At 54.3% G+C, this 12,558-nt stretch carries 16 protein-coding genes; 2 read left to right on the top strand and 14 right to left on the bottom strand.

What is annotated here, in order from left to right; all coding sequences use genetic code 11:
* Positions 1-76: 76 nt before the first annotated feature.
* From Q0915_RS13135 to Q0915_RS13125, 3 genes are all read right to left on the bottom strand, one after another.
* Entirely contained in the window at positions 77-1,270 is a 1,194-nt protein-coding gene (locus Q0915_RS13135) for a multidrug effflux MFS transporter (RefSeq protein ID WP_299471977.1), read from the bottom strand.
* 67 nt (positions 1,271-1,337) lie between these two features.
* Entirely contained in the window at positions 1,338-2,087 is a 750-nt protein-coding gene (locus Q0915_RS13130; protein WP_299471976.1) for an SDR family oxidoreductase, read from the bottom strand.
* A 321-nt stretch (positions 2,088-2,408) separates the two neighbouring features.
* The gene (locus Q0915_RS13125; protein ID WP_299471975.1) at positions 2,409-2,999 is read right to left on the bottom strand and encodes a LytTR family DNA-binding domain-containing protein; all 591 of its coding nucleotides are present in this window, start codon (positions 2,997-2,999) and stop codon (positions 2,409-2,411) included.
* A gap of 354 nt (positions 3,000-3,353) precedes the next feature.
* On the opposite strand from Q0915_RS13125, the gene Q0915_RS13120 reads away from it, so the two are divergent.
* The gene (locus Q0915_RS13120; RefSeq protein WP_299471974.1) at positions 3,354-3,878 is read left to right on the top strand and encodes a nuclear transport factor 2 family protein; all 525 of its coding nucleotides are present in this window, start codon (positions 3,354-3,356) and stop codon (positions 3,876-3,878) included.
* Positions 3,879-3,890: 12 nt separating this feature from the next.
* On the opposite strand, the gene Q0915_RS13115 is transcribed toward Q0915_RS13120, so the two are convergent.
* Positions 3,891-4,901: an asparaginase gene (locus tag Q0915_RS13115; protein WP_299471973.1), complete on the bottom strand. Its 1,011-nt coding sequence runs from the start codon at positions 4,899-4,901 to the stop codon at positions 3,891-3,893.
* A gap of 42 nt (positions 4,902-4,943) precedes the next feature.
* A complete protein-coding gene (locus Q0915_RS13110; RefSeq protein ID WP_299471972.1) occupies positions 4,944-5,378 on the bottom strand; it encodes a DUF1330 domain-containing protein in 435 nt (144 codons plus the stop codon).
* A 65-nt stretch (positions 5,379-5,443) separates the two neighbouring features.
* Between Q0915_RS13110 and Q0915_RS13105 the strand changes: the two genes are divergently transcribed.
* Complete coding sequence (locus tag Q0915_RS13105; RefSeq protein ID WP_299471971.1) at positions 5,444-6,031, top strand: TetR/AcrR family transcriptional regulator; 588 nt, start codon at positions 5,444-5,446, stop codon at positions 6,029-6,031.
* Between the two features lie 66 nt (positions 6,032-6,097).
* Here the strand turns inward: Q0915_RS13105 and Q0915_RS13100 are convergent, their stop codons facing one another.
* The 9 genes from Q0915_RS13100 to Q0915_RS13060 form a co-directional block, all read right to left on the bottom strand.
* On the bottom strand, positions 6,098-6,862 hold the full coding sequence (locus Q0915_RS13100) for an SDR family oxidoreductase (protein WP_299471970.1): 765 nt from the start codon (positions 6,860-6,862) through the stop codon (positions 6,098-6,100).
* Positions 6,863-7,104: 242 nt separating this feature from the next.
* The gene (locus Q0915_RS13095) at positions 7,105-7,638 is read right to left on the bottom strand and encodes a carboxymuconolactone decarboxylase family protein (RefSeq protein ID WP_299471969.1); all 534 of its coding nucleotides are present in this window, start codon (positions 7,636-7,638) and stop codon (positions 7,105-7,107) included.
* 473 nt (positions 7,639-8,111) lie between these two features.
* Positions 8,112-8,363 (bottom strand): hypothetical protein, encoded by a 252-nt coding sequence (locus Q0915_RS13090; RefSeq protein ID WP_299471968.1) that lies wholly within the window; start codon positions 8,361-8,363, stop codon positions 8,112-8,114.
* Positions 8,364-8,405: 42 nt separating this feature from the next.
* Complete coding sequence (locus Q0915_RS13085) at positions 8,406-8,636, bottom strand: hypothetical protein (protein WP_299471967.1); 231 nt, start codon at positions 8,634-8,636, stop codon at positions 8,406-8,408.
* A 297-nt stretch (positions 8,637-8,933) separates the two neighbouring features.
* Positions 8,934-9,389 (bottom strand): deaminase, encoded by a 456-nt coding sequence (locus Q0915_RS13080; RefSeq protein ID WP_299471966.1) that lies wholly within the window; start codon positions 9,387-9,389, stop codon positions 8,934-8,936.
* Between the two features lie 2 nt (positions 9,390-9,391).
* A complete protein-coding gene (locus Q0915_RS13075) occupies positions 9,392-10,267 on the bottom strand; it encodes a dihydrodipicolinate synthase family protein (protein ID WP_299471965.1) in 876 nt (291 codons plus the stop codon).
* Entirely contained in the window at positions 10,267-10,614 is a 348-nt protein-coding gene (locus tag Q0915_RS13070) for a ferredoxin family protein (RefSeq protein ID WP_299471964.1), read from the bottom strand. Before Q0915_RS13070 ends, Q0915_RS13075 begins: the two co-directional genes overlap by 1 nt.
* A 4-nt stretch (positions 10,615-10,618) precedes the next feature.
* A complete protein-coding gene (locus tag Q0915_RS13065) occupies positions 10,619-11,392 on the bottom strand; it encodes an enoyl-CoA hydratase-related protein (protein WP_299471963.1) in 774 nt (257 codons plus the stop codon).
* Positions 11,389-12,555, bottom strand: a complete 1,167-nt coding sequence (locus Q0915_RS13060; RefSeq protein WP_299471962.1) for a CoA transferase — start codon at positions 12,553-12,555, stop codon at positions 11,389-11,391. Before Q0915_RS13060 ends, Q0915_RS13065 begins: the two co-directional genes overlap by 4 nt.
* Positions 12,556-12,558: the final 3 nt, after the last annotated feature.

The raw sequence follows: 12,558 nt of genomic DNA, 5'->3' as shown, positions 1-12,558 counted from the left end.
TATAGACGGTAGTTCGAACAAGGGCCTGTCGAGTGACGCCCCTCCTTGACGGGATTCAGAAAGTAAGCCCTGCCGGTCAAAGGTGTACGACGTTTGACGTTCGGGTCGCAAGGAGTGCGCAGGTTAGCGCAGCGCATCCACAAAGGGCGATCGATACCGTCAATGTGACGATCGTTTCATCAAGAAATGGGCCCATTATGAGCACCACCGCGGCACCTGACATCCATTGCATTGCACCGCCTACCGATGACGCGAGGCCCGCAATCTTAGGATGGTCGTGGATCGCAAGAACTGACGCGGTTGGGATGACCAGACCAAGGCAAGCGTTGGCAATAACCAGCACAACGGAAATAGTGACAAGTCCTGTTTGGCTCATAATGCTCAAGGTCATGAGCAATACCGTCAGCGACGCAAATCCGAGGATAGCGCCGAACACGAGCGGCTGAGGGCCAAAACGTTTGCTCAGCGGCGCTGCAAACTGACTGGCTCCAAAGAATCCAACCGCATTAATTGCGAAGGCTAAGCTGAACTGTGTCGGCGTTAAGCCGAAAACTTCAGTATATATGAATGGTGCTGACGCAATGAACACAAAGAAGCTGGCAAGTCCGCAGCTGTTCACCAGTGACATGCAAAGGAATTGACGGTGTGATAACAGGGTTGCCATCCCTGAGGTCATGGTTCCGACATTGACAGGGCGCCTATTTTCGGCCGGTAGCGTTTCAGAAAGCACCGAGCTTGTCAGGAAAAGACCGAGGATCCCCAACAGGCAAAGCAGGCCAAAAACGATTCGCCAGCTTCCGAGCTGAAGCAAGCCGCTCCCGATGAGTGGTGCAAACAAAGGCGATACGCTAACCACAATCATGATGGTCGACATCAGCCTGGTTGCGGTATGCCCGGTGTGTCTATCTCTCACAATCGCCCGAGGAATGACGCTCATTGCGGCGGCACCCGCGCCTTGGACGAACCGTGCTCCGATCAACCATTCCACAGTGGGTGCAAAGAGACATCCTAGCGAGCCAGCCAGAAAGATGATGAGCCCAGCAAAGAGAGGTGTCTTGCGTCCGTACTGGTCAGAAAGGGGGCCATAAACCAACTGACCTAGACCGAGAGCAATCAGGAAGACCATGATCGAAGCTTGGCTGGCTGAAACCGAAGTCCCGAGATCAATTGCAATCGTCGGTAATGCCGGCAGGTACATGTCGATCGCGAAGGGACCTACGCTCGACAGAAGACCTAATACAGCTCCCAGTTTCCATAAACTAGTATTCATATTCACACCGAAAAAAGAACGCCTTCGAGCATGTTAAAGGCGCTGTATTACAAAGAACTCCGATGGCTCAGAAGCTGGACCAGCCGCCGTCAAGTGTAATTGTTTCGCCGGCCATATAGGATGAATCGGCCGTTGCCAGGAACAGGACGGCTTTGGCAATTTCTTCCGCCGCACCAATGCGGCCCATTGGGATCGTGCCTTCAAGCATCTGCATCAGACCCTGAAGCTCTTCTTCGCTCATTCCAAGCTTGCTCATACTCGGCGTAGCGATCGGACCGGGTGCGACTGCATTGACCCGGATCCCTTTCGGCAGCAGCTCCACACCGAATGTCTTTGTCATGGAGACGAGCGATGCCTTCGTGGCGGAATAGGCGCTCGTGTTGGGAACTCCCAAATCAGCGAGATTTGAGGCGTTGATCACAACGGTTGCGCCGCCGGAAAGCAGAGGGATCAGTTTTTGCAGCGTGAAAAACGGGCCTTTGACATTGGTGCGAAAAAGGTGGTCGAACTGTTCTTCGGTGACAGATCCGATGGGGCAGGGAAGGGTAATGCCGGCATTGAGGAACACCGTATCGACCCTGCCAAACTCAGTGTCCAAATATTCAACAAGCCGATCTATTTCAGCCAAATCCGTCTGGTCGGTTTTTCGGCCGATAGCGTCTTTACCGAGTGATGCAATTGCGGCGTCTAGCCGTTCTTGATTTTGCCCGGTGATGCAGACTGACGCACCTTCATCCATAAACATCTTGGCGGTCGAATAGCCAATTCCAGTCGATCCGCCGGTTACCAGCGCTAATTTTCCATCCAATCTCGTCATTAAAATTCCAGCCTGTGTCCAATGAGTGGTTTTCCTGAACGGGAGAATAGATGTCCGGTACATTAGGGCAAGTAGGCAGAATTTTTGTATATAGTATCAAAAATCATACTATTGGATATCTGAAGTAATTCAATATCATTGCAGTCCGGGGTCCAGTGACATCCAATGACGGGACCATGGCAATTGCGAAGAAGTCTGCGTCACGGTTTTGTGTGACTGTGACTGGGGCCCTGAGCATGGCAGCAAGATGGTGTAACCGGAGGCCGGTTTTTGACGCGAGTTCGTGAGCAGAATGGGGAAGTAGAGCTAACGACTCCGAAGTTACTCAAATGGCCAATCCAACTCCCGCAGCAGCTTTGTGCGTCCGCGGCCAATTGGAATTCGATCTCCAAATTCAGAGAAGATGACCCAATCCCGCCCTTGTCTTTCGATGGTCGTGACAAAAGACTTTGCCACCCACCAGGACCGGTGGACCTGCGCACCGTCGAATAGCGCTAAATAGGTAACAGCGTCCTTCATCCGACCTTTCAAAAAGACCTTGCCTTCGCTTGTACGGATTTCGAGATAGTGATCGCAGGCGTGGACCAGAAGTATGGGCGCTAACGGCCAACCGGCCGGTCGGCTGGACCGCTCGCGTTTCGTGTCAGACACGGGTCCTGAAAAGGCGTCAATCTCTCGCTGAAGCACAGATTTATGAAAGGGCTGCACCGATGTGCTTCTATACATGATGACCGAAATGGCAATTGTCGAAACCGGCAGCAGCACAAACAAAAACAACTCCAAGAACGGGTCGTGGGCCTTAGGTAGCAACGGTGTGTATTTGAGCGCGTAGAGCTCGGCGCTGACCAAAAGGTTTGTTGCCAAGACAGTGACGAGCACACTCACCAAACCGGAGAGCCTGCCGATTTTCACCAGTTGTTCTAACCATGAAGCCGCAATGAGTGTCTGAAATACAATCAGGCCGCATACAATTATCCAAAGAGACAGGCGGTGTAAGAGGGTCAGGTTGTCGGTGTCGTAAGCGCCACTGAATGTAAACGTTAGCGAAAGAGCAACGGTTGCGACCAAATACGGGAGCAATGCGGTTCCTATTGACGATATTCTGTCCGCTTCCGGACTACTCACGAACAATCCGGACATCTGGCGACATGCAACTTTCAAGACAGGCACCTCCTCCGTTAGCAAGGTCTTCCAAATCTCTCATAAACGGTTGAACCAACACAGGATCTGAGTGGTGGTTCTGCCCTGCCGCAAAGACAAGACCTCATGAACAACCTGCCGTCACTCCTACTCGTATCACTTGTTGCGGCCCTTTGGCCGGAGCCTGCAATCTCCCAAGAACGCAGAGACATCCTGCCTCAGATGACACTCGGCGTGCCGGCTAGTGAAAACGATCCGAATGCCATAGATCAATTGATTTTCGCTTATAAGACCGCTTGGAGCGCTCAAAACACAGCGGTACTAATGTCGCTCCATTCTCCGGACACCGAATGGATTAACGCCTACGCGAGGATATTCCGCGGAAGGGAGCTTCTTGGTGAGTTTCTTGATGACAGGCTGTTTCCTCAGTTCGATCCCAACGTATCAGTGCGTGAGATCGACAACATGAAAACCATATCGAGGAGGTATGTCGGTGACGGTGGAGCCGTTATTCACATGTACACCGATGGAGACCGGGGTGTGTCAAGGAAAGACACCGAAGATTTGCGCCGAACACATATCCACCTTGTGCTGGAAAGACAGGCAGGAACCTGGTTGATCGTCCATACGGCAATCATGGATGCCAGATAGTGAATTGAGCGGTTAGTCAAACTGCGCAAAGAGCTTTTCGATCTCTTTGGTTTCATTGGTATGCATCAACGACAGCGCCAGGAGTATCCTGGCTTTTTGAGGGCTCAGGCGCCGGGAACCGATGAGGTCGGGAACATCGTTTTGCCTCAAAGACACGGTTGCTCCTGACAGGGCGCGCGAGGCCATGGCGACGACGATACCTTTTTGCCGCGCTTCCCGCAGGGCACGCCGCTGGTCAGGTGTCGCGTAGCCAGGAGGCAGCCCGGCCACAACCAAACCCCGTGCCCCGGACGCGACAGCAGCTTCGACAAGCATTCCATCGGATCCAGCATAAGCTGCAATGATATCAACTCTGGGCAAAGCTGTGTTTTGCCTGACGTCCAGCGGCTGCGAACAACGGTGTGGTTCCGTTCTAAACTTGACCGACTGCCCAATGACCTGTCCGACCGGTCCTGAGTTTGGCGCGTTGAATGCATCCAGGGTGAAGTTGTCTGTCTTGGTCACTTCGGACGCCTCGAAAACTGACCCATTCATCACGACGAGCACACCACGACCCCGTGCCTTCGGGTCGGCCGCCACCAGTATCGCGCTCCAGAGATTATGCGGAGCATCTGTAGAAATCGCGTTTGCGGGTCTTTGAGCTCCGGTGAACACAACCGGCATCTCGGATTTATACAAAAGATCGAGTGCGAATGCGCTTTCTTCCAGCGTGGCGGTACCATGAGTGACCACCACACCCGCGAGGTTTTCGAAACGCTGAGCCGCGTCCAGTATCTCAAATTGCAGTGCGAACCAAAATTCGGGCCCAAGCTCGGTGCTCGAAACCGGCTCAAATCCGGAGGTAACGACATGAATATCGTCAAATGACAACTTGAACCTATCCAGCATTTCACCGGTGGAAAGCCGCTTGCCCGAGACGGGATAGTCATGCAAGTCAAACGGATCGGCGCCGATGCACGAAATCGTACCGCCGGTGCCTATTACCATGACCGTCTTGTTCTGCTGACTGCTGTCTATGCCCACTATGGTTTCTGCTCGCTCAATTTGTGAGATCCTGCATCCAGCTTAACCCATTGCGTTGCCGACAATCACCTTTTGGCGCTCACATGCAGCGGTCCGGTGCCCGAAGGCTTTGCGATAGTCGGCATCAGAATACAGATCGATCAACGCTTGAAGGTTCGGATACGAACCTATTGCAATCACGTCCCAGTCTTCCGCAGCGCCGAGGAACATGCCGCCAAATGCGCCCACGAACAGGAATTTTCCGCCAACTCGTTCCATTGTTGGAATGCTAACCTCAGCGTAAGCATTGAAGGCCTCCTGACCTGTTGCGCCTGCATTCTTGTAGTCCGCCAACTCTCGGAGCTTGAAGAAGTTGATGAGCGTGATTGGTGCGTCCGATGGCCTCCGCAAGATGCTTTGCCATTGCTCCGCTGACGGGCGACTGTCGTCCGGAGCGTCGCTGTACCATGTTGTGAGTTGCGTAAGTTGTTCATCCATAGTGTTGGAATTCCTTCATAAATCGATTATTCTTTACATACGTAAATAATAAGGCTGCTTTACACGTGTCAAGAAAAAAAGCGAGAGGCGTTACCCGAAATGAAATTCTGGACCGGGCTTGGGATTTAATCTCGGAGCAGGGCGCTGACATCTCCATGAGCCGAATCGCAGCGGAATCTGATGTCAGCCGACAGTCGGTTTATCTGCATTTCAAGACCCGTGGCGGGCTGCTGCTCGCGCTGGTTCAAAGGGCTGACGAGCGATTTGAGGTGAAAGAGGGTTTCTTTGCAGCAATGGCGATTGATGAGCCTGGGAGCCGACTGGATGCCTGCATGAAAATCTGGTTTGACTTCGCAGTCAAAATCCACCCCGTTGCAAGTGATCTTATTCGGCTTAGAAAGACAGACGATGACGCAAACGCTGCATGGTCTGATCGAATGGCTGATCTTCGGGCCTGGGAACGGCAGCTCGTGCAGTCTTTAATCGACGACGGTGCTCTCTCCGGTGATTGGAGTGCCGAAGATGCGACGGATTATCTTTGGGCCAGCACATCGATCCAGATTTGGGATGTTCTGCACAACGACCGGTCCTGGAGCGCAGAGAAAATATCCGAAGTCCTCCGAAGGTCCTTAGCTAAAACGCTCCTGCAATAGCACTCGCAGAAAGCTGCACTCCTTGGAATTTGGGTCGATGCGGCGTTCACATCGACCCGAAGCTGGTTAGTCGACAATATGACCGGCAGAGTTGTTGATCATTGTCCCTGCCAGGAACCGGGCCATGTCGGACGCGGCAAAGGCAAAGACGGCTGCGGTATCGCTTGCTTCTGGCAGCTTTTTCAGCGCTGTCTTGTGCTGTTCAATGAAAGCTCGCATCTCATCAAAGCCCATGCCCATGTTCGCTCCCATGGTAGCAAACGTGTATTCGATGGTCGGTGAATCCGGCATTGCCTCCGACCGTACGCCCAGAACGCGCACACCGGCGGGCCCGTATTCGTGAGCCAAAGATCGCATCAGCCCTTCGGTTGCGGCGTGTGATGCCGTCAGAGCCGGCGACCATGGCGACCCGACTTTCGCAAGAGTCGATGTGTTCAAAATGATGACACCACTGCCTTTCTTGGACATATGCCGATACGCAGATTTCGCGGTGATAAATTGAGAAGCTGTATCCACGGCCATGGGCATCATGAATTGCTCATGCGTAACTTCGGCGGCGGGTTTACCGTGATTGTAATTCGCTGGCGCAACGCCTGCCATGTTGACCACGACATTAATCGACCCCTGTGCGTCGGCAACTTTGTCGAGATAGGCATCCACGGCGCCTTCATCGGTTGCGTCCACTTGTGCCCTCTCAAGCGAGTTGCCTTCTACCGGGCTGTTGCTTGCCCGAAAAACCCGGGCGCCTTCAGCTTCGAAGTGGTCAGAAATGTGTCGACCAAGATGTCCGCCGGCCCCGAAAACGACGGCGTTTTTTCCTTTGAGTAGCATGTTCGTACCTTCAGATTTTGTGATTCAATTTGTTGACTCTCGAAGTGTCGGTTCCAGGTTTCGCAAAGCGTCCTGGCCAGAAATTCGTCAACTTCAGGAGAAATTAGCTATCAAGGAAGAATTCACAAGTAGGCAGTATTTTTGTATATAGGCAGCAAAATAGTACTAATGGAAAATTATGAGCAACGCCCGATGCGCACCAATCATGCAACAGGTGCGCACCAGGCCTATTGCCAATACAATTACTGCGCGGGCGCCATGTATCCGTAAGTCCGGAGCATTCCGGCGTCCCGATCAAAAACGATCGGGCCGCCTTCGATCCCGTGCCCGTCTACCAGCCGGTTAAAGAAGCTGAAGAGAGAGACAATGGCTATAAGATCCTTCAATGCATCCGGGTCATTGCCTGCATCCACAACTAACGCTCTGTCCTGCTCCGTGACCTTGCTCGGTTCCAGTGTCAGTTTCCTCGCAAAATTCAATAATGCGCGTTGCTTCCGATCGATGTCGGCATTGTCACGCTCGGCAAGAACGTCACCGAGCAGGTCAATTGGCACGCCAAACTGCTGAGCGGTCACCTTGTGAACCCCTTGGCAGAATTTGCAGGCGTTCAGACCGGAAACATAGGCGGCAATCAACTCCCTGTCTGGGACAGGGATTGGGCCATCGCTTCGCATGATGTTTTCGGCAAGTTTCAGAAGCGGTCCGAAGCGTTCAATGTTGGAAAACAGGATATCTCCGATGCTGGAGCCTTCGTCGAATTCACTAAAAACTGGCATGTATTCCCTCCGCCTAGAGTTGCGTTGCCGGAAAAACAGTTTTTTCCGCAGCGAAGAGTTGGGACTCTGGTTCACAAATTGTAAGAAGTGCAATTAGTCATACTAAGTACAGAAATTGAAACTCACCTATCCAAATTTACTGACCTAAAATGATCCATTTCTAAGTTAAGTGTTCGATTCAAAATTATTCAAAAAAGACCTGGTGGATTTTCGAGGCTATGCCTATTCGGTGCCGAAACGACACAAGAGCAAGCAACCATCTAAGTATTCGCTCAATCGCCAAACTGAAACCTATGAACGCCTGCGGTTTATCCTGAAAGGCATTTGATGGGGATGGATCGTGATGACTGAATTGGCAGCGGAGGAGGGACTTGAGCCCCCGACACGCGGATTGTGACGCCGAAGCTCAACGACATACAAACAAGTGTTGCAGTAAGTTTTTATGACTTGCTTCTTCTGCTGGGTTTCGAGCCCTAAAGCATCAGCACGAATGCTTCCCATTCCGACACCATCTGCCTCCTTTGCTCTAACAGGTCCGTGCGATGGTACGCTGCCTCGGTGGCATCCTTGATCATGTGGGCGAGCGCGCGCTCTGCAAGTTCTCTGGCGTATCCATTCTCTGATGCCCAATCGCGAAAACTGGAGCGGAAACCATGCACTGTTGCGAGCCGCCCTGGTGTATCGCTTTGAACTTTTTGATCGCGCAGGCACTTGGTGAGCGACATTCGCCTTCATGCGCTGGGCCGGTAAGGTCCAGATGCCTTTCTTCAAATCAAGCTCCGGCCACTCCATCTGCCGGATTTACCAGAGCGCGCCGCCGTCAGGATCAACACCTCCAGCATGAGTTTTGAGGGGGTTCTGAGCCCCCGGTGTAGGACATCCCGCACGAAGGCCGGGATATAGCGCCAGGGCACAGCAAGCTGATTGGTAACGCGTTCGCGCTTGCCTGGCTGTTTGGGAAGCAACTGGCTGACGACGCCGACCGGGCTTGCCAGCACTTAGCAATGAGCTGCGCACCAGGTCATCACTGCATCACACCTTTGTTTGACTCGGGACGCGGTTTCAGCGCTAATTGCGTCAAATCGAGCCGTAACCTCGCGCAGTAAGGCAACGCGCTCAGCCCGTAAGGCGTTAGATAAGCCTCAATATGCGCCTTCCTCATTCGTTATTGATCATCTTCAACGCACGGGCAGGGAACAAGTCCACCGCGCCGCCGACCGGTTCGTTTGAAAACAATTCTCCCGTTGTGAGCCACGCTTGTGCAACTCACCACCGAGCTCTCATCGTTCCAAATTTCACTTGAATTCCGTTACCTGGACACCGGCTTCACGCAGCATTTGCCGTGACACCTGGAAGCTGTAGTCAAGCGCGCCGTCCGCGTCAGGGATTGGCGGCGCTACAATCTGCGGAATGCCTGCCTGGATGATCGCGCGTCCACAATCCGCGCAGGGAAACCTGTTCACGTAGAGCGTGCAGCCCGAAAGGCAGATGCCAGCCCTGGCCGCATTGAATATTGCGTTCCGTTCAGCATGCTCGAACCAGAAAAATTTCTCCCCGTTTTCCCGGACAAACCGGGCTGGATCGTAGGATTGAACACCCCGCGGAAACCCGTTGTATCCGGTGGCGCGAACTTCATGGCCGCTTGGCGAGGCAATGACACAGCCAACCTGAAAGTCGGGGTCTTCCGACCAGGAGGCAATGTGGTCACACAGACCCATGAAGCGACGTGTCCATATCTGTTCATCTGCCATGGTCAATTGACATCCCGGTTAAGGCCGTCCTGCAGCACTTGTCCCGCGTCGTCGGAAAGAGGCATGAATGGGGGCAGGACCCGCCTCCAGTTTTCATCCCCGGATCGGACGGCGACAAGATGTTTGATACCGGGTATCAGCTGTGGACCTGCAAGCAGGGCACGTTGCCGATCCATCTCCTGACACAGCTTTTCGGGAGGCGCAGACCGCTCCAACCAGACCTGCGCGGCAAGCGGCGCCGTTACATTGACGCTTGCGGAAATACAGCCTGCAAAACCGTCACGATCGGCGACACGCAATGCTGTTTCCGAACTTGGGTAGACCTTGATTGAGGGAGCCGCGGCCACGATTTGCCTGCAGTAGTCGAGATCTCCGCTGGAATCCTTGATGCCTGTAAATCGCTCTGGAGCGTGAGTTGCCAAATCTGCAATCAAGTCGACTGGAAGGGCAAGTCCGGTCATTTGCGGGAAGTTATAGAAATAGATTTGGATCTTGCGATCGCCCAGAGCTTCGTGAAGCGCCAAGTACCAGGCTTTCAGCCCTGCCGGATCGGCGGGCTTGTAGTAGTAGGGGGGAAGCACAAGTGCGACCGGATACCCCAGCACGTCAGCATGGCTGGTCAGGGAAATCGTTTCCTTGAGCGATGGCGTTCCGGTCCCGACCATCAGCCTTTCCCTTCCGAACGCCTCGCCTGCCCACGCCATCACGTCCTTCCTGCAGGACGTGTCAAGCGAATTGGCCTCACCTGTCGAGCCGAGAATATTCAGTCCGTCGCAACCGTTCCGGAGTAGCCAACGGCAATGCTTCAGAAACGGTTCTCTAAGCGGCATAAGAGCGTCGTCGATTGGTGTCGGTACCGCAGCAATCACACCCTCCATCAAACCGGCTCATTGATCGAAAAATGCCTGGCGAGGTTTGCAAGCTCGGCTGGGTCCTTGAACGGTTGATCACCCTTTTTCCAGCCGCCGGGCTCTTCAATTGCACCGGACGCGCCGCGAAACGCATCTTCGTTCAACGCAAGAAACGGTCGTTGCTCCTCTTCGACCTCGTCTGCGTAGCGGATCGCGTCCACCGGACAGATACTCTCGCACATTCCGCACTCGATACATTCGGTTGGATGGATATAGAACATACGCTCGCCCTCATAGATGCAGTCGACAGGGCACACCGTGGTGCAGATACCGTCTTTTACATCAATGCAGGTGCTGGTGATCACAAGGGTCATCCGGTCAGCATCCTTTCCAGACGGGTGCCCGTTTCTCGCGGAACGCGGCAACACCCTCGTCGCCATCTTCGGACAAGAGCGCTGTTTCCAGCTCCTCCACCGGATGTTGGAAGGCCTCGTGCAGCGGCATGTGAGCCGTTTTCCGCGCCACGGCCTTGATCGCCTTCAAGCTCAGCGGCGCGCAACTCAGAACATCGGCGAGCCAGCGCTCGACTTCGTCGTCAAGCTGTTCGGGCGGGACTACCGCATTGAGCAGGCCGTGGGGTTCCAGTTCAGACGCCTCAATCAACCGTCCTGTCAACATCATGCCCATGGCGATGTTTCGCGGCAAAAGGCGAGGCAACAGAACCATGCCCCCATCAAGCGGAACGCGGCCTACCTTGGCCTCCGGCAGTCCAAACCGGGCTGTTCTGGAGGCGATGACAATGTCACATCCCAACACCATCTCCAGTCCGCCGCCAAGTGCCAATCCGTTGACCCTGGCAATCACCGGTGTCGACATCTGTCGAAGCGCGATCCCCGAAAATCCCGTCTCGGCGATGCTTTTCCAGTATTCCACACCCGTCAGCCCCGTGTCTTCCTTGAGGTCCGCGCCTGCGCAAAAGGCCCTGGTTCCCGCGCCCGTCAAAACGGCGCAACGAATATTCGGATTGCTTTCGACTTCGGCCCAGATTTCACCAAGTCGCCTATGGCCGGCCAAATCGACCGCATTCATGCTGTCGGGCCGATTTAGCGTCACCCGCGCAACATTGCCCGCAACTTCGAATTCGACGGTCATTCCGCCGCCTCGTTGGACAGGAGAACAGCAAGCTCCTGCAGAACCTCTTGCGTGTGTTCGCCGAGACGCGGAGGATGCCGGCGTATCGAAACCGGCGCTTCGCTCAGATGAACCGGCGATCCTGCGAGTGTGATGTCGCCAATCACCGGGTGCTCGATCGAATGGAGCATGCCGTTGATCTTGGTCTGCGGATCGGCAAGTGCTTCACCCAGAGAACGAACGGGGGCGCACAGGAGATCTTGTGCCTCAAGCCGGTTCAGCCAGTACTCACACGTGTTGGCGGCGATGGCGTCGCGGAACCTTTTCTGCAAATAGGGTTTGTTGCGGCGCTGAATATCGAGGGTCGGATAGTCGGGGGACAGATCTTCGATTTCAAGTGCCGTGCAAATATCCTGCAGCGGGTTGGCCTTGAAGGCTCCGACAATCACGAGGGCACCATCACGCGCATCGAAGACGCCGGTCAGCGGCATGGCTGCCCAGTTCAGCACCTCTTTGTGTTTCGACCATTGCGCTGCTTCCTGCATCTGCATGGCAATCATGCTGTCGTAAAGCGAGACTTCGACTTTCTGGCCACGACCGGTTTTGTCGCGCATCAAAAGTGCCGCGAGGACACCCTGCACAAGATGCATGCCGGCAGAATAGTCGCACAGGGTTGTCGGATAGATCGATTTCGGGATCGACGGATCCTGGGTCTTCTCCATGACGCCGGTCATGGCCTGCGCCAGAACGTCCTGTCCACCCTTGTGGGCATACGGTCCGCTCGAGCCAAATCCGGTTCCCGATGCGCAGATGATCCTCGGATTGATTTTGGACAGGGCGTCATATCCAAATCCCAACCGGTCCATCACACCGGCCCGGAAATTGTCAACGACCACGTCTGCGGTTTTGACCAGGTCAAGAACCTGCTGCCGGCCCTCTTCGGACTTGGTGTCGATTTCGACCGATCGCTTGTTCCTGTTCAGCGATGCGAAGACCGCATTGTTCATTGCTTCTTCGCTCCGCAGGCCATAGAAGCCGCGGCTCAGGTCGCCGGCCCCGGGCCGTTCGATCTTGATGACGTCCGCACCGAAGTCCCCCAGCGTCTGAGTCGCACATGGTCCGAGCATGACTTGTGTGAAGTCGATGATGCGAATGCCATCGAGTGGCATGATTTTCTCTGACATGTA

It is taken from the genome of uncultured Roseibium sp., assembly GCF_947494555.1.
In the GTDB taxonomy this organism is placed as follows: Bacteria; Pseudomonadota; Alphaproteobacteria; order Rhizobiales; family Stappiaceae; genus Roseibium.
Note: the sequence above shows the minus strand (reverse complement) of the source record. Positions and strands in the feature narration are given on the sequence as shown.

Coding starts and splice junctions, on each gene's coding strand:
- Q0915_RS13135 (WP_299471977.1), bottom strand. CDS start 1,270: ATGAATACTAGTTTATGGAAACTGGGAGCTGTATTAGGTCTTCTGTCG.
- Q0915_RS13130 (WP_299471976.1), bottom strand. CDS start 2,087: ATGACGAGATTGGATGGAAAATTAGCGCTGGTAACCGGCGGATCGACT.
- Q0915_RS13120 (WP_299471974.1), top strand. CDS start 3,354: ATGAACAACCTGCCGTCACTCCTACTCGTATCACTTGTTGCGGCCCTT.
- Q0915_RS13110 (WP_299471972.1), bottom strand. CDS start 5,378: ATGGATGAACAACTTACGCAACTCACAACATGGTACAGCGACGCTCCG.
- Q0915_RS13100 (WP_299471970.1), bottom strand. CDS start 6,862: ATGCTACTCAAAGGAAAAAACGCCGTCGTTTTCGGGGCCGGCGGACAT.
- Q0915_RS13095 (WP_299471969.1), bottom strand. CDS start 7,638: ATGCCAGTTTTTAGTGAATTCGACGAAGGCTCCAGCATCGGAGATATC.
- Q0915_RS13090 (WP_299471968.1), bottom strand. CDS start 8,363: ATGTCGCTCACCAAGTGCCTGCGCGATCAAAAAGTTCAAAGCGATACA.
- Q0915_RS13080 (WP_299471966.1), bottom strand. CDS start 9,389: ATGGCAGATGAACAGATATGGACACGTCGCTTCATGGGTCTGTGTGAC.
- Q0915_RS13075 (WP_299471965.1), bottom strand. CDS start 10,267: ATGGAGGGTGTGATTGCTGCGGTACCGACACCAATCGACGACGCTCTT.
- Q0915_RS13070 (WP_299471964.1), bottom strand. CDS start 10,614: ATGACCCTTGTGATCACCAGCACCTGCATTGATGTAAAAGACGGTATC.
- Q0915_RS13065 (WP_299471963.1), bottom strand. CDS start 11,392: ATGACCGTCGAATTCGAAGTTGCGGGCAATGTTGCGCGGGTGACGCTA.
- Q0915_RS13060 (WP_299471962.1), bottom strand. CDS start 12,555: ATGTCAGAGAAAATCATGCCACTCGATGGCATTCGCATCATCGACTTC.